The organism is bacterium SCSIO 12696 (assembly GCA_024397955.1).
Lineage (GTDB): Bacteria > Pseudomonadota > Gammaproteobacteria > Pseudomonadales > Porticoccaceae > SCSIO-12696.
The window spans coordinates 1,920,027-1,942,886 of record CP073744.1; the positions used below are offsets into that span (position 1 = coordinate 1,920,027).

Sequence of the window (22,860 nt, forward strand, 5' to 3'; positions counted from 1 at the left end):
TCCGCAAGGCTGTATTCACCAACAGCCTGCCATTAGGATAGCGAGTTTTAAGAAGCCCCCACCTGAATGAAATCACAGATTCTGTATCGAAAAATCCATCACTGGGGGTCGATTATTGTCGCACTGCCCCTACTGGCCACCATTGGCACTGGCATTTTGCTGATGATTAAAAAGGAAGTGGCCTGGATTCAGCCGCCCACGCAAAAAGGCGAACAGCGGGAACAACTGCCCAGCCAAAGTTTCGAGCAATTGTTTAATGTCGCCAAAGCCATCCCGGAAATGGAGCTGCAACACTGGAGCGAATTGCAGCGAGTGGACGTAAAGCCCGGCAAAGGAGTTGTGAAATTTGTGGCCGCCAACAACTGGGAGGCGCAAATAGACACCCACACCGGCGAACTGTTACTGCTGGCCAAGCGCCGCTCCGATGTAATTGAAGCCATCCACGACGGGAGCTGGTTCGCGGACTGGGCCAAACTGGGGTTGTTCTTGCCTTCGGGCATCGTGCTACTGATCCTGTGGCTCACCGGCATCTACCTGTTTGCCCTAATGCATTATAAACGCTGGCAAAAACGCAAACGGCTTGCGGGAAAAGCCCCGTAAAACGTCACAACCCTACAGCTTGTGGGTTTTATGCGTTTGCGCGTTACCGTCTGTCCATTCTGGGAGGGTCACTATGTTAGTCCGTTCACTGTCGTTCCGTTTACTGGTAAGTACTGTCGCCACACTGGCCATTGGCCTTGGGGTTGCAGTCACCGCAGCCGCCAAAGAGGGCGATGCCCCATCCGCTTTCGCGGGCCTTAAACTGCGCAATATCGGCTCTGCCCACACCGGCGGGCGCATTTCCGACCTGGCCGTCGTGCCCGGCCAAACCCACAAATACTATGTGGGCGTGGCTTCTGGTGGTGTTTGGAAAACTGAAAACGCCGGCACCACCTGGACCCCTATTTTCGACAACTACGGCTCCTACGCTGTGGGCGTAGTGGAACTTGACCCAAAAAATCCAGACGTGATCTGGGTCGGCACGGGCGAAAACAACTCGCAGCGTTCGGTGGCCGATGGCGATGGCGTGTACAAATCCGTGGATGGCGGCAAAACCTTCACCCACATGGGCCTGAAAAAATCCGGCCACATCAGCCAGATCGTGATTGACCCTCGCAACAGCAACCGCGTGTTTGTGGCCTCCCAGGGGCCTCTTTGGTCTGACGGCGGTGATCGCGGCCTGTACCTCACCGAAGACGGCGGCCAAAACTGGCAGCGAGTATTGGAGATCGACAAGTACACCGGCGTTAACGAAGTGGTGATGAACCCCAGCAACCCGGATGAAATGATCGCCTCTTCCTACCAGCGCCGCCGCCATGTGTGGACGCTGATCAACGGCGGTCCTGGCTCTGCCATTCACAAAACCACTGACGGCGGCAAAACCTGGCGCAAACTCAGCAACGGCCTGCCGGGCAGTGAACTGGGCCGCATTGGCTTGGCTGGCGCTCCCAGCGAAGCGGGCACCGTATACGCCATTGTGGAAGCCAACGACGCCGACAAAGGCGTGTACCGCACAACCAACTTTGGCGAAAGCTGGGAAAAGCGCTCCAGCACCATGACCACCAGCCCCCAGTACTACAACGAGCTGGTGGTGGACCCGCACAACCCCAACAAACTGTTTATGTTGGACACCTTTTCCAAGGTGTCTTTGGATGGCGGCAAAACCTTCGCCAACCTGGCGTTTACCGCCCGCCACGTGGACGACCACGCCCTGTGGGTAAACCCAGAGCACAGCAACCATATTCGCATTGGCGGTGATGGCGGCGTGTACGAAAGTTTTGACAACGGCCAGCACTGGAACCACCTGCGCAACCTGCCCCTGACCCAGTTCTACCGCATTGCCGCCGACAACGACCTGCCGTTTTATAACGTGTATGGCGGCACCCAGGACAACAACACCCTGGGCACTGCGGTTCGCAACACCTCGGTGGAAGGCATCACCAACGCCGACTGGTGGATTACCCTGGGAGGCGACGGCTTTGACCCCGCCGTAGATCCCACCAACCCCGACATTGTCTATTCCCAATACCAATACGGCGGCCTGGCACGCATCGACCGCCAGACCCGCGAAAAGGTGTACATCACCCCACAACCGGCAGCCGATGAAAACGCCTACCGTTGGAACTGGAATTCGCCACTGCTGATTAGCCCCCACAACCACGAGCGCTTGTACTACGGTGCCGAAAAGCTGTTCCGTTCAGACGACCGCGGTGAAAGCTGGGTAGCGGTTTCCGACGATCTGTCTCGCGGCCTCGATCGCAACGCACTGGAAGTGATGGGCCGGGTGTGGAGTATCGATGCCATCGCCAAAAACGACTCTACCTCCACCTACGGCTCGTTGATTGCTCTGGACGAAAGCACTCTGCAAGAAAACCTGATTGCTGTAGGCACCGACGATGGTCTGATCCACGTCACCGACAACGGCGGCGACAACTGGGTGCGCTACAGCAAATTCAAGGGCGTACCGGAAATGAGCCTGGTGGAGGATTTGCAGTTCTCCCGCCACAACAAAGACGTGCTGTACGCAGTGTTCGATAACCACAAACGGGGCGACGCCAAACCCTACGTGCTGAAATCCAGCAACCGCGGCAAGAGCTGGCAGTCCATTGCCGCCAACCTGCCAGAACGCGGCACTGTGCATACCATTGTGGAAGACCACGTTGACCCGAATCTGCTGTTTGTGGGCACCGAATACGGTCTGTTCTTCAGCCAAAACGGCGGCGGCAGCTGGACACAGCTGAAAGGCAACTTCCCCACCATTGCGGTGCGCGACCTGGAAATTCAGCGCCGGGAAAGCGACTTGTTAGTCGGCACCTTTGGCCGGGGCATTTACGTACTGGATGACTACAGCCCACTGCGCACCCAAGCCTCTGCGCTGGCCAATAACGAAGCCACCTTGTTCTCCGTAAAAGACACGCCCATCTACATCGAAACACGCCGTTGGGGCGGCTTTCACAGCAACAAAGGCATGATGGGCGACAACTTCTTTGTGGCCCCCAACCCAGATTACGGCGTGATCTTTAGCTACTACCTGCGCGACGGCCTGAAAACTGCCAAAGCCAAACGCCAGACCAGCGAACAGAAACTGCAAAAAGACGGCAAAGACAACCCCTACCCAAGCTGGGAAGACCTGCAAGCAGAAGCGGACGAAGAAGCCCCAAGTGTGTGGCTGCAAGTGAGCGACGCCAACGGCGATGTCATCCGCCGGGTACCTGCTAACACCAGTAAAGGCCTGCATCGAGTGGCCTGGGACTTCCGCCTGGAATCCCGCGACCCTGTTGAGTTGCAAAAGAGTGAAGGCAGCCTGTGGTTCAACCCGCCGGAGGGGCCGCTGGCCATTACCGGCGATTATCGAGTGCAACTGATGAAACGCCAGAACGGCGTGCTGAGCACCTTATCCGAACCGCAAACATTTAAACTCACTGAGCTAAACGTGGGCGCACTCACCACCCAAGACCGCCCAGCGTTGCTGGCCTTTCAACAACAAACGGCGGAGCTCAACAGCAAAGTGGTAGCAGCGGGCAAATACCTGGGAGAGATCAGCAACCGGCTCAAGCATGTGCTGAAAACCATTGACGCCACACCAGCACTTGGCGAAGACCACGCCCAACGGGCCCGCGCCCTTCAGGGAGAGCTGCGCAAAGCCACCTTGCTGCTGAACGGCGACAGGGTTAAAGCCGGTGCCAACGAAAAAGCCCCTATGGGCCTGGCACAGCGAGTGGTTTCCATCATTGGCAGCCATTGGGACGCACAGGCAGCACCCATGGGCACCCACCGCAGCACCTATCAGATTGCCGAAAAGCAGTACCAACAACTGGCCACTATGCTGAAAGCCAGCGAAGAAAAACTGCAAACCCTGGAAAGTGATTTGGACAAAGCAAACGCTCCCTGGACGCCAGGTCGCGCACTGCAGTAACCCATGAACAAGAAGGGCCGGATCACCTCGGCCCTTCTTGCGCTTACACCTCAAGATACATAAATCCGCTACTATGGCCGTTTTACCTGCGGCCACTGTCATGACCTCTCCGTCAACGAATACTCTGTTCGACATCAGCAACGTTACCCTCAACAACGGCGGCACACCGGTTTATCGCAACCTTAGCCTACGCATCAAGCGAGGCGAACACACAGCCATTATTGGTGCCAACGGTTCCGGCAAATCCACCCTGTTGAAACTGTTATCGGGGGAACTGTACCCGGTTGCCAACCAACAACACCGACTGCGGCTGCTGGGTCGTGAGCGGTGGAGCAAAAGCGAACTGCGCCAGCAAATGGGGTTGGTATCTCACGACCTGCAAAGCCACACCATGGACGGCGCGCCGGGGATCAACGTGGTGTTGTCTGGCTATTTCGACAGCGACAGCATCTGGCAACACCATCAGGTCAGTGACCAACAGCTACAAACCGCCATCGCCCTGATGCAGGAACTGGGCATTGAACACCTGCGCAGACGAACCTACGGCAGCCTGTCCACGGGGCAACAACGGCGACTGCTGCTGGCACGGGCCATGATCCACCGCCCCAATGTGATGCTGTTCGACGAGCCCACCACCGGCCTGGACATGCAAGGCTGCCAACAAGCCATGGGCATTATGCGGCAGATGATGGAAGACGGCGTCAGCCTGATACTGGTCACTCATCACCTGTACGAAATACTGCCGGAAATTCGACGGGTGATTTTATTAAAAGACGGAGAAATACAAGCAGACGGCGCCAAAGAGGATGTACTGACCGATGCCAACATCAGCCACTGTTTTGATACAGCGCTAAAAATTGTGTGCCATAAGGGGTATTACCAAGTGGTGGCGGATTACTGATAAATAACAACGGCCAGCCACAACTTATGGTCTGTATGGGTACAAAACAAACTGGTTGGCTGTTGGCACTTCAGCAACCTCAACAAAAAAATACCCTTTTATATGAACAGGTGTTCTTGCTTGGGAAGTGTACTGCTCTGAACTACAAATCACAGAACTTTGTGGAAATTTGATTCGATCGCCTATGTATATATCTATTGGGGAATGGTAGTGCAGTGGGTGCTGAAAAGTGAGCCGGATCATCCTGTGCAAGTTATTTTGAACTCCAAACACACCACTTCCGCATTCTATCTGTTGCCCAATTTCTGCCTCCTCAGCCGCATTAAGAGCGGGAGCAAGGTATCTCATTCTATACGCGACACTTTGCTGGTCTTGCACGGGGATAATTGTTAAGTCCAACTTAATTGCGTTGCCAGCATATTGTATCAAAGATTCGAAAAATTCGTCTGCGTGCTCATCTTCGAGCGTGGAGTTGCGTCTATTTGGGTCCGAATAATCCAGCGTAGCTATTACTTCAGACTCAATTGGCGTTCTAATGCAGCTACAACCATTTAATAAGATCGCAGCACTTACTAAAACTGTGCAAAAAACCATTTTATTGAACATCATTAGTGCCCTTAAAAAATCTCAGCTTCAGATATTTTCTTCTGCTAAGAAATTGACGTTTTTGACTTCAGCAATGTGTTGCAAATGGAAACATAGTAGATTAAACGCATTCAGGGCTTAATTTTAGGTCACAGCGATTCGTTAGCCGCCATCAATATGGCGCCATTCCAGCTGGCCATTATTGAAAGCAAAAAAAGCACTATAAAGTATGCCACTTTCTTTAAATTCGTAACCCAGCATATATTCGTATTCATCTTTTCCAACTAATGCCGGAACATAAAGCAATAAACGACTATGCAAACTTTCAAGAAAAAACCTACTCTTGATAGAATTTTCTATTACTTGCCAATGAATTTCGTAATTTTCTAATATTCGAATTGCTACACTCTTCTGTTGCTCTGTAATTTCATCAGCTATTGCACGGAAGGTATACCAAATCGAATCAATGGCTCCATTATTCAGGAAAGCTGATTCTTGCCCAACCCATCGATCTATTTGCTTTTTTGGTTGATCAAACAATGAGTTTACCTCTTAAAGTTCAACTCTATGAATATGGTTGGAACTTGCAAAATCCGAATAATGAAGGCGGTGACCTTTCCCCAGGATTAAACCATTCGCTGGATGAGATTTTCATAAATTATGCCGCCTTTCCTGCAAACTCAACTGGCGGCATGTAGCCCAATCAACTATGCGGCCTGACGTTGTTGTAGTGCTCTCGCCACTGAGAAACTTCGATTCAAAATATCCAAGCTCACAGTGAGAGCAACTCTCAATCTTTTCTTGTAGAGTATATGGCGAAAACGTTTCATAGAGATTCTTTATTTCCAATTGCAGCAGCATGTCGATTTTATGTTTAACGTCGTTGACACAGACGAGAATGCAGTGAGCATCTGATTCGGCTTGCTGATTTTTTGGCACGACTTGTTATGTATCATACTCGCTTCCTTGCCCATTCGAGACCCTCCAGTAACGCCAACGCTAGCAATCTTTGTAAGTCTTCGCTGGATATTGCTGGACTAAAACCGAATATGTAACGCAGGGTAAATATTTTAGATAGAAACTCCCTCCAGCGCATATACTGCTTGCTCTCGAATTTTGCCAATACATGAGAGTCGCGAATCTGAACTAAGCGAAAACAGACCCTAATTTTTGGCCTCCAAATTACAGGTAACGGAGGATTCGAAAATAGTGCTACAGGGCTACCATAAGTATAATTAGCCACTAATACATCAAATCGAATAGCATTATCGGGAGCTTCTTTCTCTGCATCTAGAGAAGGAAGAGAGATATAGCTAAGGATTAATTCGCGAAGATGTTCATCTGTGTTTTCTTTGGCGTTGTAATTTAGCTCCAAGAACTTAATGAATGCACTTCTCGGTACAACAGCCAAATCTCCCAAGTAAACATCTGGCTTCTGCCTACCTGACAGTTGACGCTTTATGGATTGAAAAATTCGCATATCAAAGGTATAGACGCCCTGGTAAGGAACAGGCAAACCGCCGGTTTGACTGTCCCACGCAGCCAGCTTTAGCTGGCGGAGTAAACATAAGCGGCGTGTTATGAGTTTTAAGGGTTAAAGTTTTCAAGAAACGTCAACACCAAAATTATAAATGTTGCTAGATAGCCCAAGTTCAAAGCAATGCCATGGTTAATGTAACGCCCGGCTTTATGCCTAATTTTTTCCATTACTGCCATACCTAAACTTGCTAAAGTGGGAACACATGAAATACAGAAATAGAAAAAAGGCGCTTTCAAGAGGGGATGGATCGGCCCTGAACCACCCCATGAAAATGTGACAACCAGAGTAGCACCTAAAGCACCGAGTGATGCATTAACAGCCGCCAGCTTAAATGACATAGCTACAGGGCGCTCTTTACTCATAACGTCGTAAACACGGGCGACGCCTGTGTGGTCCGAGCAGCGAAGCCATTGTGCGGCGCCTGGTTATGTGTGTCATGGTTTGCTGCCTGCTAATTGCATTGCACATTCGGGAGCTTGACTGCTACAAGAATTAAGCTCTGGCAGGATTTTCGCAAACTCTACTTGCAGTGCTTGACCTCGTTCACGAAGTACACAGAGTTCTGCACGATAAACCGAATAGGCAAACTGGTTCGTTATTTGGTACCCATAAACCTCTTCGACAATTTCCCGCATGGAACGAAGCGGCTCCGGTTCATTTTCGCTTTGCTTTGGCGGCAAAACTGACATCAACATATCCTTATTGATACCTTTGGCCTTATTGGATAAGGCAGATTGGCTAAGCGTAAATATCTTTTGGCAAACACTTATGTCATTAGCACCAACAACAGGTGGCGTAAACATCACTATCGCCAAGAGTAGAGCTTTTCGATATTTCATCAGTTCCTCATTTTTTACACATAACGCCCACGTAATAAGCGCGAGTTCGCGAGCATTCTAATTGACGCGCTTGTTATACGATTCACGGACATTTTCTAGGAGCATTTTCTTCAAATAGTTCGACTATCCATTCTTTCTGCTCAGGGAATCGCCATCCAGAACTTGGGATATCTTTCGGGTTTGCCCACAACAACCCAACTACTTCGTGATAATGGGGATCTGCGGCTTTGTTTTTGTCGACTTCGGCAAGGACAAGTGAGAAGTTAGTGTTACCCTTTGGAGAGTTTCCTAGAGACTTTAGAGGAATGATCGTATACCCAGTTTCTTCTTCTGTTTCTCGAATTGCTGTAGCACGCTCACTCTCGCCTTCTTTAGATTTTCCCGCCGGTGGAGAAAACACAAAACTCCCATCTTCATCATGCAATACGCCCAACATTGCTGGTTTTTTGTTGTTACAACCTAAAATCAACGCTCCTGTTGCCCTTACGAAATTAACTTCTTTGGGAAATAGAGTAGCTTTTAAATTTTTATATACGCCCGCACCTGAGAAAGCCATGCCGGCCGTGAATATCGATGCCACAATGGTTGCAACACCCACCCAATGCTTAACTTCAACGTGGTCTAAAAGCCAGCTTATAGTTATTTTTTCTGGTGGGAGAAGTTCTTTTTTTTGAGCGTCACATTCCTGCTTTACGGCGTTCTCGGATATCACGATTGCTTGATTTAAAATGCCGATTGCCTCATTCATACTTGCTGTAGAATCGGCTTTATTTCCCATTCTATATGTGACCTTCGCAGATATAATGCTTTGCTCAAAACTACTTTTTAACGCTGTATCGAAATACAACAAGGGTGAAACTTTATCTGCCCACTCTTCAAATTCAATCAGAGTTTCAAATGGCACTCCGTCGACTCTATCTTTCCTAAGCCTCAATAAATCTTCCGATAAAGACAAGAATACCTCCTTTTCGTATAACGCCCGAAATACGGGCGAGGAGCAAAGCGACGAGTCCAACTAGCTTGCTGGCGATCGTACTTTCGCTTGTTATGCACTACTCTACCGCTTACTGTCAGAGGGAGCCACAGTCTCCCTCAATCGATCTCGCAGGCTTTCACTTACTATTTGCTTTGGTACAAATTGAAATCTACCTTTCTCAGCTTCGGCTAATGCACTAGCAATACCCACTCCCAAACCAACACCCACTCCAGATTGCACAGGACTGCCATTAGCCCCCTGCCTACTCTGAGAAAGTGCCACAGCGGCGCTGCTCGTATCGTTCTCCGCCAATACGAGAGATCGATCCACTTCAGTTCCAATAATTGAAAAAGCCATGGCGTGTTTTTTAGGGTCGAAGGGAATAAACACCCCTCCGTCTTTCGAATCCAGATATTTACCCTTAAACTCCTCCTTGAGAACCCAGCTTGTTTCCACGACCTTCATCTCTAAGCAGCCTCGAGGCCCTTTGTAATAGACTCCTTTTGAGTCCTTACCGACAACATTATAAACCCCTGAAATGAGAGTATATTCATACTCCACACCAGTCCCGTATTTAGCGGAAAAAACGTATTCTTCACTCAATTCAATAGAGTTATACTCATCGGCTTTTTCAAGCTTCCCAGGCAAAAACCCCACACAACCAGAAAGACCTGTAACCAAGATAAGAATATAGAGAGCACTATACTTGAGACCCATAAGAAAATTTCCTTTAGCTAAAACCAACTTGTTTAAGAACCACCAACTCATCAACTACATAACGCCTCAAGAAGAGGCGCGTGTTAGCGCATCCTTCTTGCTTGAATTGTTAGGTGTGATACCAATGATTTCTGAAACACTTAGCTAAGCAAACTGATAAGCCTACAGTTAAATCAGCTACTCCTCCAGCAGCAAGACAAAGCATAAAAGCCGACCCGCTAAAGTCCAGCATGAAGGCTGAGCCAAGTCCACAACCAAGAATGATAGTTATACTTTTTTGATCAAGGTCTTTGCCATATTTACGAAGGCAATTTTTAATACACTGCTTTTTATTCATTTTAGTGAGCCTCCTGCTCTCTTTCTGAAGCTGCCTTGACTCCGCTTATAATACTAATAAATATCATTAGGGCTTGAGCATGAGGAGAGCCTACCCAGTTGTACATTGCCACCCAAATTGCTGCGGCAACACCAAAAACAACACCTACCAATATTTTCTCCATGATTATCTCCTTTAAATATAAATTTCCTCTCTACTTCTCAATGCGAGTACACGTAACGCTCACACAAAAGGCGGCGCATTAGCGACGTCCAGCGCAACGAAGTGGAGCAATTTTTAATGTTCTTGTTAGCAACCCTACTCAAGGATGACATTATTAATTGCAGGTCTGTTATCTTCACAAGCAGAGGTGGTTATCTTGACAGTTTTACCTGCCATTTTTGCTGCAAGCAACGTTGAGTAAATTCTCGCCTTAACTGCCTCGGGCAAGCTGGTTTTGACCATATAGCTGTCTGGATCAGTACACCCATCCGCAATAACTGTAGCTCCAACAGGAAGCACACGGATAACGTCGTTGCCGTAAGTTGTGCTCCATAGCTGGAAATTCTCCAGCGTAACTTCGCCTGCAGAAGCTGGGAAGGTTAAAAAAAGGACAGATATAAGTAAAATTTTGTACATTTTTGTCTCCTGATTTTCATAAGGTTGCTAACGCCTAAATCAGCCGACGCGTTAGCGGTCGGCTGGATTTTCTTGTTCTGTTTCGTCTAACAAGAACCTCTGCTCCGGAAATCGCTCCATGCGGTACATAAACTCCTTGTATAGCTTTGGTTCATCCAACTCCATACACAAGTGTTTTATAGGTCGTCGCAGTCGCTCCATGAGCATAAAGGATCGCTTGTCACCATATTTCATTGAAACATGACTAATTTCTTCAATTACTTCGATTAAATCGTATATAACAGATCGAGACATTTTTGCTCGCTTCATTGGTCTCGATGCATTCATTCGAGCTAGTTCTAAAACCTCTTCTAGAAGCTCTCGGTCACTTCGAGTTGGTGATTGGTCATTTTCCTTGTGCCCGCTTAAAATACCGTTTACTTCTTCCTCAAGTTTCCCCCACCACATGTCAAAAACTTGATCCAGAACTTTCGAATCTAACTTCGAATCTCCACCTTCCTTGTTTATGGATTCGATCATTTTCTTAAAGTCGGTTTTATTAAATTTTGTATCTTGAAACCCTGTCAATGGCCCGGTTAGATCCGAACTATCAATACCAAAGAGAAGTGTACAAACTTTGGACTTACCAAAATTTTTTGAAAGCGCACCAGCTTCAAATAAAATCCAAGGTTTATTCAGGTTGTCCTTGGTTAGACAAATTATTCCTATTTCAGAGCCTTCTAGATTATTAATAATCTCCGTGGACCATTTTGTACCTTTTTCTATATCGTCAGGAGTAAAATATGGTTTTACGTACTGCAAAACTCCAGGCAGCCAGTTTCTGACAGCTTCTGCTAGCTGCCTACTAAGATCTCCACTCCAACTTATAAAAACTTTAGTACTCACTCAGTTCTCCTTTAGAAACAGAACAGCTCGTTTAACGGGCCTTCGGCCCGATAACAATTATTATCGGGATTCTCGTTTAATATATTATCGGGCCTCCCACGAAACCCCTAACCAATTGATTTAAAATCAAAAGCATCTATATCAAATATTTTTGATCTTATTGTCGGGCCGTTTTGACCACTGTATTCATTTGATATTTACAGAGAAAAATATACTGTGCAAAAAAACAGCTTTATGGAAAGGAGATTCAAAGATGAGTCAATCGCCATTCCCTCGGTCAATTATGAATATATCTACTGTCATTCAGGCGTAAAACTATAAGGCCATCATCGCACCGATTCAAGGCGCTGCGCGAGCGCGTGCTCACACTGAATCCCTAATACTGCCTGTCAAAATCCACTATATAATTTAATGCTTCTCCCGCCTGAAACAGTCGGTAATTTTCGCAAAACAGCTCGACAATATCTTCGGCAAAAGTGATCGCTGAATTGTGGGGTGTAATAAAGACATTCTCTAATTCCCACAGCGGGCTTTCTTGAGGCAGTGGTTCGGTTTGAAACACATCCAAAACCGCGCCGCGAATGGCTTTGGTTTTCAGGGCGTTTATAAGCGCGTACTCATCCACTGCAGCGCCTCTACCCACATTGATAAACACGCCTGTAGGGCCCAAAGCGTCGAGAACATCGCGATTGATAATGCCATGAGTCTCTGGAGTATTGGGTAAAACCGTAACCAGGTAGTCCACCTGTTTGGCCAGGTGGCAAATCTCGGAGGGAGAAAAGACTTTTTCAACCATTGGCAGCTGAGTTGCTGATCGGCTTAAACCGAGCACTTTCATATTAAAGTGCATGGCAGTTTTTGCGATCTGCTGGCCGATGGAGCCCAACCCGCAAATGCCGATAGACAAGAATTCCAAACGGCGGTACGGCATTGTTTGCCACTGCTTGTTGAGTTGGTTATCGCGGGTCGCCAGCACATTGCGTTCAAAGGCCAATAGATAAGCAAACACGTATTCGCTCATCAGCGAACCGAATATGTCTTTCACACCGGTTAACCGATAGTCGGTACGCAGCCCCGCGCTGCAAAACGGTTCTATGCCCGCAAAGGACGATTGCACCCACTGCAGCTTGTCCGCTTTGTGTAAAAGAGGCGCTACTAAAGCGGGCGTGCCCAATACAATATTGGCATCAGTAATGAGCTCCTGAGCCTGCTCGGTATTTTGAGCCATGGACATTTGAAGGGCGGGTAAATTTCGATAACGCAGGTGGTTTGCGTATTCTTCGGCGTCTTTTGACACGATCAGAAGCTTATTCATGGTTCGTCGCCAAAATCAGATAATTGAGCGTGTTACTTCTCAAATAGCTCTGTTTCAATATGTTTAAAGCCCTTGAATTCCAACGCGTTACCCGAAGGGTCCAGAAAAAACAGCGTGCCCTGTTCCCCGGGCTGCCCCTTAAAACGCACATAGGGTTCAATCACAAAGCTGTCGATAAAGCCCGCCACTCGCTGGGCGAATTGCTGCCACTGCTCAAAGGGCATCACCACACCAAAGTGCGGGATGGGAACCCCGTGCCCATCCACTGAACTTGAAAAGCCAGGCACTTTGCCGGTTTTGCCCAGCTCTGGACTGAAGTGAACCACCAGTTGATGGCCAAATAGATTAAAGTCAATCCAGTCATCAGCACTGCGGCCTTCTTCAAGCCCCATTTTCACGCCATAAAATTCTCTGGCCTCGGCGATATCACGAACCTGAATGGCCAGATGAAAAGGTGTCAGTTGCATAGCTTGCCCTGTTAGTGCCCGTCGCAGTCTTGTATGGCTTTTACCGATGCATAGGTTGATACACAGTATGGCACAAGATAGGTCAGTGCAATTTTGATCGCGACCTCAGCATCCGCTGCCGCTTTTATCAGGGCGCTGCCGTGGTTGATTAACGCCAGTGCCGTACCCACGATGGCGGATACTTTTAAGGCGGAAAAAACCACCTTTTTTGAAATCGCCAGGCTTATAAAACTATCGGGCGTGGATGGCATATGGCGTGTCCTGAATTCAGAATGTGTCGGCAGTTTTTAAAAGTCAGAAAGTTGCTATAGCCCCAATTCACTCAGCCCCGGGTGATCGTCCGGACGGGGCCCTTGGGGCCAGTGAAGCTTGCGCTCACTTTCCTGAATGGGTCGATCATTAATGCTGGCGTAGCGCTTGGCCATCAGGCCGTTTTCGTCAAACTCCCAATTTTCATTGCCGTAGGAGCGGTACCAATTTCCGTTATCGTCGTGCCATTCATAAGCAAAGCGCACGGCAATACGATGGCCATCAAACGCCCACAGTTCTTTGATTAATCGGTATTCCTGCTCTCTGGCCCACTTGCGTTGCAGAAACTCGACAATTTGCTCACGCCCTTGAGGGAACTCGGCCCGGTTACGCCATTGGCTATCGGCGGTGTAGGCCAGTGCGACTTTTTCCGGGTTGCGGTTGTTCCAGCCGTCTTCCGCCATACGCACTTTTTGCACGGCAGTTTCGCGGGTGAACGGTGGCAGCGGAGGGCGAGGCTGGTCAGTACTCACTTCGGGTTACTCCAGGTGTTGGTCAAAAAGTGGCTGTTCGTTGTATCGGGGAATAAGATTGGCCTGGAGAATGACATACTCCAATGTACTGTCCGACCGCCTTAAAAGCCGCCGTCAGCATCGTCTGACACAATTACCCCCTTAGTTATAAGTAGATTTGAGCAGGGGTAACCGGGCAAAGTTCCAACAGTTGTTACTTGCGCCAGAACGTGGGCAAGCACATCACAATCAGAGTAAATATTTCCAGGCGCCCCAGCAGCATGCCGCCACACAGTATCCACTTGGAAAAGTCGTTGATATTGCCATAGTGGGCCGCCACATCACCCAGGCCTGGGCCCAGATTGTTCAAGGCCGCAGCGGTTGCCGACCAAGCGGTAACAAACTCCAATCCAGATGCCAGCAACAACAACACCATCAGATAGTACGCCGCCAGGTAGGCACCAAAGAAGCCCCAGATAGCATCCGCAATACGGTCGGAAATGGCGCGATTGCGAATTTTAATGGGCAATACAGCGTTTGGGTGTACCAGGCGATAGAGCTCGCGCATGCCCTGTTTGGCCAGAATCATCATGCGGCCAATTTTCAGGCCACCACCAGTGGAGCCCGCGCAAGCGCCGAAGAACGACAAGAAAATCAGTAAAAAGGGCAGGAAGGTTGGCCAGGCAGCGAAGTTGTCGGTGGCAAAGCCGGTGGTGGTCATGATCGACACCAGCTCAAAAATACCTTTGCGCAGGCTCTGTTCCAAATCGTAGGTGCCGGTGAAGTAAAGGTAACTGCACGTCACCAGAATACCGGCACCCATGATTTTAAAGTACATCTTGGCTTCCGGGTCGCGCCCGTATTGGGCCAAACTGCGGCGGTAAAGGGCGTGAAAGTGCAACGCGAAGTTAAGCCCGGAAACCGCCATAAAAAACACGCAGATGGACTCCACCGCAATGCTGTCAAAGTAATCAATACTGGCATCGTGGGTAGAAAATCCACCAATGGCCACGGTGGAGAAGCTGTGGCAAATGGCGTCGAACAAGCTCATGCCCGCCCACCAATAAGCACCGGCACAGGCGACCGTGAGAGTCAGATAAATATTAAACAGCGCCTTGGCGGTTTGAGTAATGCGCGGGGTCAACTTGCTGTCTTTTACCGGGCCCGGGGTTTCCGCCCGATACAGCTGCATCCCCCCCACCCCCAACATGGGCAGGATAGCCACCGGGATCACCACGATGCCGATGCCACCCAACCATTGCAGCTGTTGGCGGTAATAGAGTACGGACTTGGGCAGGTCGTCCAGGCCCGTCATCACCGTGGCACCGGTAGTGGTAAGGCCAGACATGGATTCAAACACCGCATCGGTGAAACTGAGATTAGGCTCAGTGCCCAACATCAGCGGCAGGGAGCCCGCAAAGCCCAATACCACCCAGAACAGCACCGTGATCAGAAAGCCGTCGCGAATGCGCAAATCGTGTTTGCTGTTGTGAAACGGCATCCAGATCACCATGCCCACTGCCAAGGTAATCACAAAAGCGCCAATAAAGGTGAAGACGGTTTCTTCGTCGTAATACAGCGCCACACCCACCGACGGCAGCTGAGCCACGCTGAAGATCATCAACAGCAGGCCGAGAATTCGGGCAATTACGGTAAAGTGCATGACAAACCTCGGTCGTGCGGCTTGCGACCACGAATCAAGTGCGATGAGTTCCGAACCACCCTCACCCCCTTAAAAGAACGTAAAGCCAACTTGGAACAGCTTTTCAATGTCTTTGGTGCGGCGCTTGTCCACCAAAAACACAATGACGTGATCGTTGTTCTCAATCACCAAATCGTGGTGCCCCATCATCACTTTTTGACCACGCTTGGTCTCGCGAACAATGGCACCGATGGAGGCCCCCGGGGGCAAATTAATTTCCTCAATGGAGCGCCCCACTACTTTGGAGCTGCGTTTGTCGCCGTGGGCAATAATTTCTATTGCCTCGGCGGCTCCCCGGCGTAGAGAGTGCACGCGCACAGTGTCGCCTTTGCGCACATAGGTCAGTAGGCTGGAGGTGGTAATTTGTTGCGGCGAGATAGCGATGTCCACTGCACCACCCTGCACCAAGTCGGCGTAAGCGGGGGTATTAATCAGGGTCATCACCTTGTGAGCACCCAGGCGTTTGGCCAACATCGAGGCCATAATATTGGCGGCGTCGTTATTGGTGAGAGCCAGAAACACATCGGTGGATTCAATGCCCTCTTCCAGCATCAGCTCTTGATCCGCCGCCTGGCCATTGAGCACTACCGCGCGATTCAACACCGCAGACAAGTGCTGGCAGCGGTCTTCAAACATCTCAATAATTTTGACGTTGTAGTCGTTTTCCAGCGCCCTTGCCAGGCGCAAGCCGATGTTGCCACCACCAGCGATCATCAAACGTTTGTAGGGGCGCTCCAGTTTACGCAGTTCGCTCATCACTTTGCGAATGTGATTTTTGGTGGCGATAAAAAACACTTCATCGCCATCTTCAATAACCGTGTCACCCTCTGGCATGATCGGGCGGTCTTTGCGGAAAATGGCAGCTACCCGAGAGTCGATGTTGGGCATGTGTTCGCGCAGGGCCTTTAATTCTTGCCCCACCAACGGGCCACCTTCATAGGCGCGTACCGCCACCAGTTGCACCTGGCCATCGGCAAATTCCAGTACCTGAAGGGCACCGGGCTGCTCGATCAAACGCTGGATATGATCGGTCACCAACTGCTCTGGAGTAATCACCACGTCCACCGGCATGTGAGCTTTACTGAACAAATCTTTGGCGATGCTGGGTACGGTATAGCCGGGGGTGCGAATGCGGGCAATGCGAGTCGGTGTGTGAAACAGGGTGTGGCCAATCTGGCAGGCAACCATGTTCACTTCGTCACTGGAGGTAACCGCAACCAGCAAGTCAGCATCTTCAATACCCGCCTGTTTGAGTACCGACGGCGTCGAGCCCAGGCCATTGACAGTGCCGATATCCAGGCGTTCGCGCAGTTCATTAAGGCGCGCGGTGTCGGTATCCACCAAGGTGACGTCGTTGTCTTCACTGGCCAGGTTTTCAGCCAGCGTACCACCCACTTGGCCAGCACCGAGAATCACGATTTTCATAGTGTTTTTAGTCGCTTAACGTTGCTTTATCAGCCTTCAACAGCTTTCTGTAACAGAGCATAGTAGAAGCCATCGTGACCATGGGGCTGGGGGAACAATTGGCGACCAGTGGTGGTAGCACAACCCCAGTTGGCATCAATGGTGACTACTTGCGCATCGGGCAACTGTGGGAGCGCAGCCTGTACCAGGCTATCGTTCTCCTGCGGCAGCACCGAACAAGTGGCGTAAAGCAACTTGCCACCGGGGTTTAACAGTGGCCACAAGGCCATTAATAGCTGTCGCTGCAGCGTCGCCAGCTTAGCAATATCTTCCCGGCGACGCAGCACTTTGATATCCGGGTGACGCCGGATTACCCCAGTAGCGGAACAAGGCGCATCCAGCAGAATGCGATCAAAGCCACGGCCGTCCCACCACTGCTCAGTGGCACAGCCATCGGCAGCAATCAGCTCCGCTTGCAGTTCCAGCCGTTGCAGGTTTTCCTGAACGCGCTGCAGGCGGTTGTCTTCGATATCCAAAGCAACCACCGTTAAATCAGCTTGCCGCTCGAGCATATGACAGGTTTTGCCACCGGGGGCGCAGCAAGCATCCAATACCCGTTGGCCCGGCTGAGCATCCAACAGTTGTGCCGCCAGCTGCGCGGCTTCGTCTTGCACACTGACCCAACCCTGCTGAAAATTGGGCAGCTCCGCCACATCCTGAGGCTTGGCCAGCACCACGCCATCGGCGGATATAGCCGACGACTGACAATCCATACCTGCGGCTTCAAGCAACTCGATGTACGCCTGCCGGCGCGTTTTCTGGGCATTGACACGCAAGGTCATCGGTGGGCGCTGGTTATTGCCGTTTACAATGCTTTCCCAGTGTTGAGGCCAGGCATCGCGAATGGCGTTTTCAAGCCAGGGCGGATGAGCCGATGCAAAAGCCGGATTGGATGACAGTTCTGTGCAGATGGCGCCCTGCTCTCGCTGAAAGCGACGCAAAACACCGTTTACCAAACCTTTTGCCCAGTGTTTTTTTAAGGCGACCACCGCCTGCACCGACTCACTAATGGCGGCGTGGGCGGGAATGCGGGTTTCCAACAGCTGATAGAGGCCGCAGGCAAGGACGGCCTGCAAGTCGCTGTCTTTGGGTTTGAAGGGTTTGGCCAACAGCTGTTCGAGGATCAGCGCCAGCCGGGGGTAGTAGCGCAAGGTGCCAAAACACAATTCTTGCAGCAGGGCACGATCCCTTGGCGCCACATTTTCCTGGTATTCCGGCAACAGCGTGGCCAGGGAAGCCTGTTCCCGCAAAGTGCCAGCAATGGCTTTGGCTGCGGCAACCCGAACGTTCATTCCACCGCGCCAAAGCGGCTGCCAGCAGCAAACAACTCGCTGTTGCCACGCAGAACATCGCCGGCGGGCAGCCGTGTTTTGCCCGGCAATTGCAACTCAGTAATACGCAAACCCCCACCGCCACAGGCCACTAATATGCCCTGGCTATCAGCACTGACGATCTGCCCCGGCTCACCGGATGCCTGTGCCACCTGCCCCTGCCAAAGGCGTACTCGTTGGCCGCCAATATCTGCGCAAGCCACCGGAAAGGGATTAAAGGCCCGCACCTGACGATGTATTTGCTCAGCACTTTGGTGCCAGTCAATCAGTGCTTCTGCCTTGCTCAGCTTTGCGGCGTAATTGGCCAACTTATCTTGCTGGGCTTCCGGCTGTGCGGCACCGTCGGCCAAATCTTGCAACGCTTTCAGCAGCGATGGACCACCTGCATCGGCCAGCTTGTCGTGCAAGCTGGCAGCGGTATCTTCTGAGGTAATCGGCACCTCGGCTTTTACCAGCATATCGCCGGTATCCAGGCCCGCATCCATTTGCATGATGGTAACCCCGGTCTCTGCATCCCCGGCTTCAATGGCCCGCTGAATCGGTGCCGCACCGCGCCAACGGGGCAGCAGAGAAGCGTGCACGTTAATGCAGCCCAGGCGCGGGGTCTCCAATATCGCTTTTGGCAGCAACAGTCCGTAAGCCACTACCACCATAATGTCGGCATTCATAGCCGCCAGCTGCTGCTGATGGTCAGGGCTTTTCAAATGTTGTGGCTGCAGAACTGGCAACTGGTGCGCCAGGGCCAACTCTTTTACCGGGCTGGCGGCCAGTTGTTTGCCACGCCCCTTGGGGCGATCGGGCTGGGTATACACCGCGACCAGATCGTGGCTGGCGTCTTCCAGCAGTATCTTGAGGTGGTGAGCGGCAAAATCCGGGGTGCCCGCGAAAACAATGCGCAGGCGTCTAGGCGAAGAATCAGTCATTTTTTGTGGCGCTGCTGCTTTTCCAGTTTGGCGCGTATTCGCTGGCGCTTGAGGGGAGACAGGTAGTCCACAAACAATTTGCCTTCGAGGTGATCCAGCTCGTGCTGTATACACACCGCCAGCAAGCCGTCCGGGTGCAACTCGAAGGGGTTACCATCGCGATCCAGGGCATCCACCTTGATGTTTTCCGGGCGCTCTACGGTTTCATAAAAACCCGGCACTGACAAGCAACCTTCGTCGTAATCCCGGGTGCCGTCTTCCAGCACGGTCACCTCCGGGTTGATGAACACTAGGGGCTGGTCACGTTCTTCGGAAAGGTCCATCACCACCACGCGCTCGTGCACGTTCACCTGGGTGGCAGCGAGGCCAATGCCGTTGGCGTCGTACATGGTGTCGAACATATCATCGATCAATGTGCGGATGCGGTCGTCTACGTTGACCACTGGTCGCGCTTTTGTGCGCAAGCGGGTGTCGGGGAATTCGAGGATGTCTAAAATGGCCATGGGTTGTTTGTGATCTGTTTCTAGCAATACGAAGCAGTTGACTGCTACCATTGGGGCGATGGAATTGAAAATCCATTGGGTTTCCCCAATGGATTACGCGATTCCACAAGACTCATAAAGACCAATAAGTATACACCAGAGGATGGGTCGCAATGAAAAAAGCACTACTAGGCTGTCTGCTTGGGATGATTGCCCTGGCGGTTACCGCTAATTCTGATAATTTTAACGATGTGCCAGACCGTTATACGGTGCAAAGTGGCGATACCCTGTGGGATATTTCAGAGCATTTTCTGAAAACCCCTTGGCTGTGGCCGGAAATTTGGCACGTTAACCCGGATATCGCCAACCCCCACCTGATTTATCCGGGCGATGTTATTAAGCTCGTTTATATCGATGGCCAGCCAAGGCTGACTGTAGAGCGCGGCCGCACCGTTAAGCTGAGCCCCAAAATCAAGGAACTGCCGCACGCGGAAGCAATTCCCGCACTGCCGCTGGATGCTATCGCTCACTTCCTGTCTCGCAACCGGGTGGTTGAACCCGGTGTTCTGGAAGCAGCACCCTATGTATTGGCGGGCTCCGACAAGCACTTGCTGACTGGCGCAGGCCAAGATTTTTACGCTCGCGGTGAGCTGGCAGCGGGCGTACCTACTTTTGGTGTGTACCGCAAAGGCGACCCCTACGTAGACCCTTTAACCGGTGAACTGCTGGGCATTCGTGCCAAAGATATTGGTACCGGCAAGCTAAAAGCGATTTCCGACAGTGGTGTTGCCACCTTTAATGCAACCCGCAGTGCCGAGGAAATCCGCATCGCTGACCGCCTGCTGCCTCATGAAGAGCGTAAGATTAATGCGACCTTCTACCCCAAAGCGCCGGGCAGAGATGTGGAAGGCTTGATCATTGCCGTTGAAGACGGCCTCAATCAAATTGGCCGCCTGGATGTGGTTGCACTCAACAAAGGTGAGCGCAATGGCGTCGAGGAAGGCAACATCCTGGCCATCTACAAACGTGGCGAAACCATCAAAGACCGACTCACCGGTGAAGCCGTCGAGCTGCCCTCTGAGCGCGCTGGCTTGTTGATGGTATTTCGAACCTTCGAAAAAATGAGCTATGGCTTGGTGATGAAAGCGGATCGGCCACTGGCGGTTGGCGACAAAGTTCACAACCCATAAGCTGAACCACTTTGTAAAAAAACCGGCGTTGTCATACGCCGGTTTTTTTATGGGCCTATAATGGCAATGGATTAAACAAATCAAGCAAGGATGCACTGATGAACAGGTTACCGTTACCACAACACCCGCCACCCCAAGAGGCTGCAGTTATCCTGCAATTGCAAAAGCTGGGGCTGAATGCCACACAGCTGATCGGCCTGTGGCGCCGCTTTGGATCTTTCTGCCAAGCCATTTCTGCAAAACCAGCACAGCTCCAAGGGCTATTGGAACCTTCCGTCATTGGCCAAATCAGGAAAAGTCATCACCGCTGGCTGGAACAGCCGCCGCCACCTCAAGGGGACGGCGTGACCTTACTGCCCATCAGTTCGCCAGATTATCCAGCACTGTTGCAGCAACTGCATTGCCCACCGCCACTCCTGTATGTTCGCGGCAATCTGGACTTGTTGTTACTGCCACAAATTGCCATTGTCGGCAGCCGCAGGCGCACCCAAAGCGGCGGAGAAAATGCCCGCCGCTTTGCCGCTGAATTGAGTCGTTGTGGTTTTGTAATTACCAGTGGCCTGGCCTTGGGTATCGATGGAGAAGCGCATCGGGGTAGCTTGCAAGCAAACGGCAAAACCATTGCGGTGTTGGCATCCGGCGTAGAGCAAATCTACCCACAACGACATCAACAGTTAGCCGAGGATATTCTCAATAGTGGTGGCACAATCATTTCCGAAATGCCCGCGGGCACAAAACCGCTACCCGCCTATTTCCCGCAACGCAATCGCATCATCAGTGGCTTAAGTTTGGGGGTTTTGGTGGTAGAGGCGGCGCAAAAAAGCGGCTCACTGATTACCGCTCGCTGTGCCGTGGAGCAGGGGCGCGAAGTATTTGCCATTCCCGGCTCGATTCACCAGCCGGGCGCCCGCGGTTGCCATCAGCTGATCCGCGAGGGTGCTACCTTGGTGGAAACCGTAACCGATATTGCCGAGCAACTGGGGGCCATGGTCGAGTTAAAAAGAAGCGAGTTAACGTCAATAGAGAATGACCAGCCCCTTGCAACCGACGAACAAACCTTACTGGAGACACTGGGGTTTGATCCGATGGATTTCGACACCTTGATTGAGCGTACCGGCTTTAACAGTGCCGAGCTGGGACGACTGTTAACCGGTTTGGAATTGAGCAATCTGATTGAGCAGTGCGCAGGCCGTTACCAACGAATTCGATAAAGTCGACAGGCAGTTTACAAATGCTCCGATCACGCAACCAACAGCAGCGAAACCACTAATAAATATAGGGCTTTTATCCGCAAAATTTGCCAAAGCCACTCGGTTCAGGTAGCCTTCGCGCTCTTTTCAAACCTACCTGTTGCGGTGACGACGATGAGCAAACCTTTTGTGGCGATCCTGATGGGGTCCGACTCCGACCTTCCAGTGATGGAAGCCAGTATCGAAATTCTGAAAAAATTCGATATTCCTTTTGAAATGAAGGTGTCTTCCGCCCACCGCACCCCTGTGCAAACCCACAATTATGTGAAAGATGCCGATGCCCGCGGTTGCGCCGCGTTCATCTGTGCTGCTGGCATGGCTGCTCACTTGGCCGGTGCGGTTTCTGCAAATACTCTGAAACCAGTTATCGGTGTGCCCATCAACGGCTCTCTGGACGGTCTGGATGCCCTGTTGTCCACCGTACAAATGCCTGGCGGTATTCCAGTGGCCACCGTTGCCATCGGCAAAGCCGGTGCCAAAAACGCCGCCTACCTGGCTGCGCAAATCATCGGTGTGGGTGACGCTGACATGCACCAAAAGCTGATTGCAGAGCGCGAAGAGTGCGCCCAGGCAGTGGTCGCCAAAGACGCCGCCCTGCAAGAGAAACTGGCAGCGCAGTAAA

26 protein-coding genes are annotated in these 22,860 nt (G+C 51.1%); 6 read left to right on the plus strand and 20 right to left on the minus strand.

Going from position 1 to position 22,860, the window contains the following annotated elements; genetic code table 11:
- Positions 1-66: 66 nt before the first annotated feature.
- The 3 genes from KFE80_08835 (at position 67) to KFE80_08845 (ending at position 4,856) form a co-directional block, all read left to right on the plus strand.
- Positions 67-600 carry a PepSY domain-containing protein gene (locus KFE80_08835; GenBank protein ID UTW44499.1) on the plus strand — a complete coding sequence of 178 codons (534 nt, stop codon included), beginning with the start codon at positions 67-69 and terminating at the stop codon, positions 598-600.
- A 73-nt stretch (positions 601-673) separates the two neighbouring features.
- Positions 674-3,955 (plus strand): glycosyl hydrolase, encoded by a 3,282-nt coding sequence (locus tag KFE80_08840; GenBank protein UTW44500.1) that lies wholly within the window; start codon positions 674-676, stop codon positions 3,953-3,955.
- A gap of 100 nt (positions 3,956-4,055) precedes the next feature.
- The gene (locus KFE80_08845; GenBank protein UTW44501.1) at positions 4,056-4,856 is read left to right on the plus strand and encodes an ATP-binding cassette domain-containing protein; all 801 of its coding nucleotides are present in this window, start codon (positions 4,056-4,058) and stop codon (positions 4,854-4,856) included.
- 24 nt (positions 4,857-4,880) lie between these two features.
- Here KFE80_08845 and KFE80_08850 read toward each other — a convergent pair whose 3' ends face one another.
- The 20 genes from KFE80_08850 to KFE80_08945 form a co-directional block, all read right to left on the minus strand.
- On the minus strand, positions 4,881-5,465 hold the full coding sequence (locus tag KFE80_08850; GenBank protein ID UTW44502.1) for a hypothetical protein: 585 nt from the start codon (positions 5,463-5,465) through the stop codon (positions 4,881-4,883).
- A 138-nt stretch (positions 5,466-5,603) separates the two neighbouring features.
- Entirely contained in the window at positions 5,604-5,981 is a 378-nt protein-coding gene (locus KFE80_08855) for a hypothetical protein (protein ID UTW44503.1), read from the minus strand.
- Positions 5,982-6,393: 412 nt separating this feature from the next.
- Positions 6,394-6,957 (minus strand): hypothetical protein, encoded by a 564-nt coding sequence (locus tag KFE80_08860; protein ID UTW44504.1) that lies wholly within the window; start codon positions 6,955-6,957, stop codon positions 6,394-6,396.
- A 71-nt stretch (positions 6,958-7,028) separates the two neighbouring features.
- Positions 7,029-7,343 (minus strand): hypothetical protein, encoded by a 315-nt coding sequence (locus tag KFE80_08865; GenBank protein UTW44505.1) that lies wholly within the window; start codon positions 7,341-7,343, stop codon positions 7,029-7,031.
- Positions 7,344-7,415: 72 nt separating this feature from the next.
- Positions 7,416-7,820, minus strand: a complete 405-nt coding sequence (locus tag KFE80_08870; protein ID UTW44506.1) for a hypothetical protein — start codon at positions 7,818-7,820, stop codon at positions 7,416-7,418.
- Positions 7,821-7,902: 82 nt separating this feature from the next.
- A complete protein-coding gene (locus KFE80_08875) occupies positions 7,903-8,775 on the minus strand; it encodes an NUDIX domain-containing protein (GenBank protein UTW44507.1) in 873 nt (290 codons plus the stop codon).
- Positions 8,776-8,877: 102 nt separating this feature from the next.
- Positions 8,878-9,564 (minus strand): hypothetical protein, encoded by a 687-nt coding sequence (locus tag KFE80_08880; GenBank protein UTW44508.1) that lies wholly within the window; start codon positions 9,562-9,564, stop codon positions 8,878-8,880.
- A 58-nt stretch (positions 9,565-9,622) separates the two neighbouring features.
- The gene (locus KFE80_08885; GenBank protein UTW44509.1) at positions 9,623-9,850 is read right to left on the minus strand and encodes a hypothetical protein; all 228 of its coding nucleotides are present in this window, start codon (positions 9,848-9,850) and stop codon (positions 9,623-9,625) included.
- Position 9,851: 1 nt separating this feature from the next.
- Positions 9,852-10,013: a hypothetical protein gene (locus tag KFE80_08890; GenBank protein ID UTW44510.1), complete on the minus strand. Its 162-nt coding sequence runs from the start codon at positions 10,011-10,013 to the stop codon at positions 9,852-9,854.
- A 134-nt stretch (positions 10,014-10,147) separates the two neighbouring features.
- A complete protein-coding gene (locus KFE80_08895) occupies positions 10,148-10,468 on the minus strand; it encodes a hypothetical protein (GenBank protein ID UTW44511.1) in 321 nt (106 codons plus the stop codon).
- Between the two features lie 51 nt (positions 10,469-10,519).
- Positions 10,520-11,353: a toll/interleukin-1 receptor domain-containing protein gene (locus KFE80_08900; GenBank protein ID UTW44512.1), complete on the minus strand. Its 834-nt coding sequence runs from the start codon at positions 11,351-11,353 to the stop codon at positions 10,520-10,522.
- Positions 11,354-11,729: 376 nt separating this feature from the next.
- Positions 11,730-12,668: a D-2-hydroxyacid dehydrogenase gene (locus tag KFE80_08905; protein UTW44513.1), complete on the minus strand. Its 939-nt coding sequence runs from the start codon at positions 12,666-12,668 to the stop codon at positions 11,730-11,732.
- A gap of 32 nt (positions 12,669-12,700) precedes the next feature.
- Positions 12,701-13,135 carry a glyoxalase gene (locus tag KFE80_08910; GenBank protein ID UTW44514.1) on the minus strand — a complete coding sequence of 145 codons (435 nt, stop codon included), beginning with the start codon at positions 13,133-13,135 and terminating at the stop codon, positions 12,701-12,703.
- An 11-nt stretch (positions 13,136-13,146) separates the two neighbouring features.
- Positions 13,147-13,386 (minus strand): nitrate/nitrite transporter NrtS, encoded by a 240-nt coding sequence (gene nrtS / locus KFE80_08915; protein ID UTW44515.1) that lies wholly within the window; start codon positions 13,384-13,386, stop codon positions 13,147-13,149.
- A gap of 54 nt (positions 13,387-13,440) precedes the next feature.
- Entirely contained in the window at positions 13,441-13,917 is a 477-nt protein-coding gene (locus KFE80_08920) for a nuclear transport factor 2 family protein (protein ID UTW44516.1), read from the minus strand.
- 193 nt (positions 13,918-14,110) lie between these two features.
- Positions 14,111-15,559 carry a TrkH family potassium uptake protein gene (locus tag KFE80_08925; GenBank protein UTW44517.1) on the minus strand — a complete coding sequence of 483 codons (1,449 nt, stop codon included), beginning with the start codon at positions 15,557-15,559 and terminating at the stop codon, positions 14,111-14,113.
- Between the two features lie 69 nt (positions 15,560-15,628).
- On the minus strand, positions 15,629-17,023 hold the full coding sequence (trkA, locus tag KFE80_08930) for a Trk system potassium transporter TrkA (protein UTW44518.1): 1,395 nt from the start codon (positions 17,021-17,023) through the stop codon (positions 15,629-15,631).
- Positions 17,024-17,052: 29 nt separating this feature from the next.
- A complete protein-coding gene (gene rsmB, locus KFE80_08935; protein ID UTW44519.1) occupies positions 17,053-18,354 on the minus strand; it encodes a 16S rRNA (cytosine(967)-C(5))-methyltransferase RsmB in 1,302 nt (433 codons plus the stop codon).
- Entirely contained in the window at positions 18,351-19,316 is a 966-nt protein-coding gene (gene fmt / locus KFE80_08940; GenBank protein ID UTW44520.1) for a methionyl-tRNA formyltransferase, read from the minus strand. The genes rsmB and fmt overlap by 4 nt, the downstream gene beginning before the upstream one ends.
- Complete coding sequence (locus KFE80_08945) at positions 19,313-19,819, minus strand: peptide deformylase (GenBank protein UTW44521.1); 507 nt, start codon at positions 19,817-19,819, stop codon at positions 19,313-19,315. The genes fmt and KFE80_08945 overlap by 4 nt, the downstream gene beginning before the upstream one ends.
- 152 nt (positions 19,820-19,971) lie before the next feature.
- Here KFE80_08945 and KFE80_08950 point away from each other — a divergent pair, with 152 nt between their 5' ends.
- From KFE80_08950 to purE, 3 genes are all read left to right on the plus strand, one after another.
- Positions 19,972-20,988: a LysM peptidoglycan-binding domain-containing protein gene (locus KFE80_08950; protein UTW44522.1), complete on the plus strand. Its 1,017-nt coding sequence runs from the start codon at positions 19,972-19,974 to the stop codon at positions 20,986-20,988.
- 98 nt (positions 20,989-21,086) lie between these two features.
- A complete protein-coding gene (gene dprA, locus KFE80_08955; protein UTW44523.1) occupies positions 21,087-22,199 on the plus strand; it encodes a DNA-processing protein DprA in 1,113 nt (370 codons plus the stop codon).
- A gap of 153 nt (positions 22,200-22,352) precedes the next feature.
- A complete protein-coding gene (purE, locus tag KFE80_08960; GenBank protein UTW44524.1) occupies positions 22,353-22,859 on the plus strand; it encodes a 5-(carboxyamino)imidazole ribonucleotide mutase in 507 nt (168 codons plus the stop codon).
- Position 22,860 lies beyond the last annotated feature (1 nt).

Coding starts and splice junctions, on each gene's coding strand:
- KFE80_08835 (UTW44499.1), top strand. CDS start 67: ATGAAATCACAGATTCTGTATCGAAAAATCCATCACTGGGGGTCGATT.
- KFE80_08840 (UTW44500.1), top strand. CDS start 674: ATGTTAGTCCGTTCACTGTCGTTCCGTTTACTGGTAAGTACTGTCGCC.
- KFE80_08845 (UTW44501.1), top strand. CDS start 4,056: ATGACCTCTCCGTCAACGAATACTCTGTTCGACATCAGCAACGTTACC.
- KFE80_08850 (UTW44502.1), bottom strand. CDS start 5,465: ATGATGTTCAATAAAATGGTTTTTTGCACAGTTTTAGTAAGTGCTGCG.
- KFE80_08865 (UTW44505.1), bottom strand. CDS start 7,343: ATGAGTAAAGAGCGCCCTGTAGCTATGTCATTTAAGCTGGCGGCTGTT.
- KFE80_08870 (UTW44506.1), bottom strand. CDS start 7,820: ATGAAATATCGAAAAGCTCTACTCTTGGCGATAGTGATGTTTACGCCA.
- KFE80_08880 (UTW44508.1), bottom strand. CDS start 9,564: ATGAGTTGGTGGTTCTTAAACAAGTTGGTTTTAGCTAAAGGAAATTTT.
- KFE80_08885 (UTW44509.1), bottom strand. CDS start 9,850: ATGAATAAAAAGCAGTGTATTAAAAATTGCCTTCGTAAATATGGCAAA.
- KFE80_08890 (UTW44510.1), bottom strand. CDS start 10,013: ATGGAGAAAATATTGGTAGGTGTTGTTTTTGGTGTTGCCGCAGCAATT.
- KFE80_08895 (UTW44511.1), bottom strand. CDS start 10,468: ATGTACAAAATTTTACTTATATCTGTCCTTTTTTTAACCTTCCCAGCT.
- KFE80_08905 (UTW44513.1), bottom strand. CDS start 12,668: ATGAATAAGCTTCTGATCGTGTCAAAAGACGCCGAAGAATACGCAAAC.
- KFE80_08910 (UTW44514.1), bottom strand. CDS start 13,135: ATGCAACTGACACCTTTTCATCTGGCCATTCAGGTTCGTGATATCGCC.
- nrtS (UTW44515.1), bottom strand. CDS start 13,386: ATGCCATCCACGCCCGATAGTTTTATAAGCCTGGCGATTTCAAAAAAG.
- KFE80_08925 (UTW44517.1), bottom strand. CDS start 15,559: ATGCACTTTACCGTAATTGCCCGAATTCTCGGCCTGCTGTTGATGATC.
- trkA (UTW44518.1), bottom strand. CDS start 17,023: ATGAAAATCGTGATTCTCGGTGCTGGCCAAGTGGGTGGTACGCTGGCT.
- rsmB (UTW44519.1), bottom strand. CDS start 18,354: ATGAACGTTCGGGTTGCCGCAGCCAAAGCCATTGCTGGCACTTTGCGG.
- fmt (UTW44520.1), bottom strand. CDS start 19,316: ATGACTGATTCTTCGCCTAGACGCCTGCGCATTGTTTTCGCGGGCACC.
- KFE80_08945 (UTW44521.1), bottom strand. CDS start 19,819: ATGGCCATTTTAGACATCCTCGAATTCCCCGACACCCGCTTGCGCACA.
- KFE80_08950 (UTW44522.1), top strand. CDS start 19,972: ATGAAAAAAGCACTACTAGGCTGTCTGCTTGGGATGATTGCCCTGGCG.
- dprA (UTW44523.1), top strand. CDS start 21,087: ATGAACAGGTTACCGTTACCACAACACCCGCCACCCCAAGAGGCTGCA.
- purE (UTW44524.1), top strand. CDS start 22,353: ATGAGCAAACCTTTTGTGGCGATCCTGATGGGGTCCGACTCCGACCTT.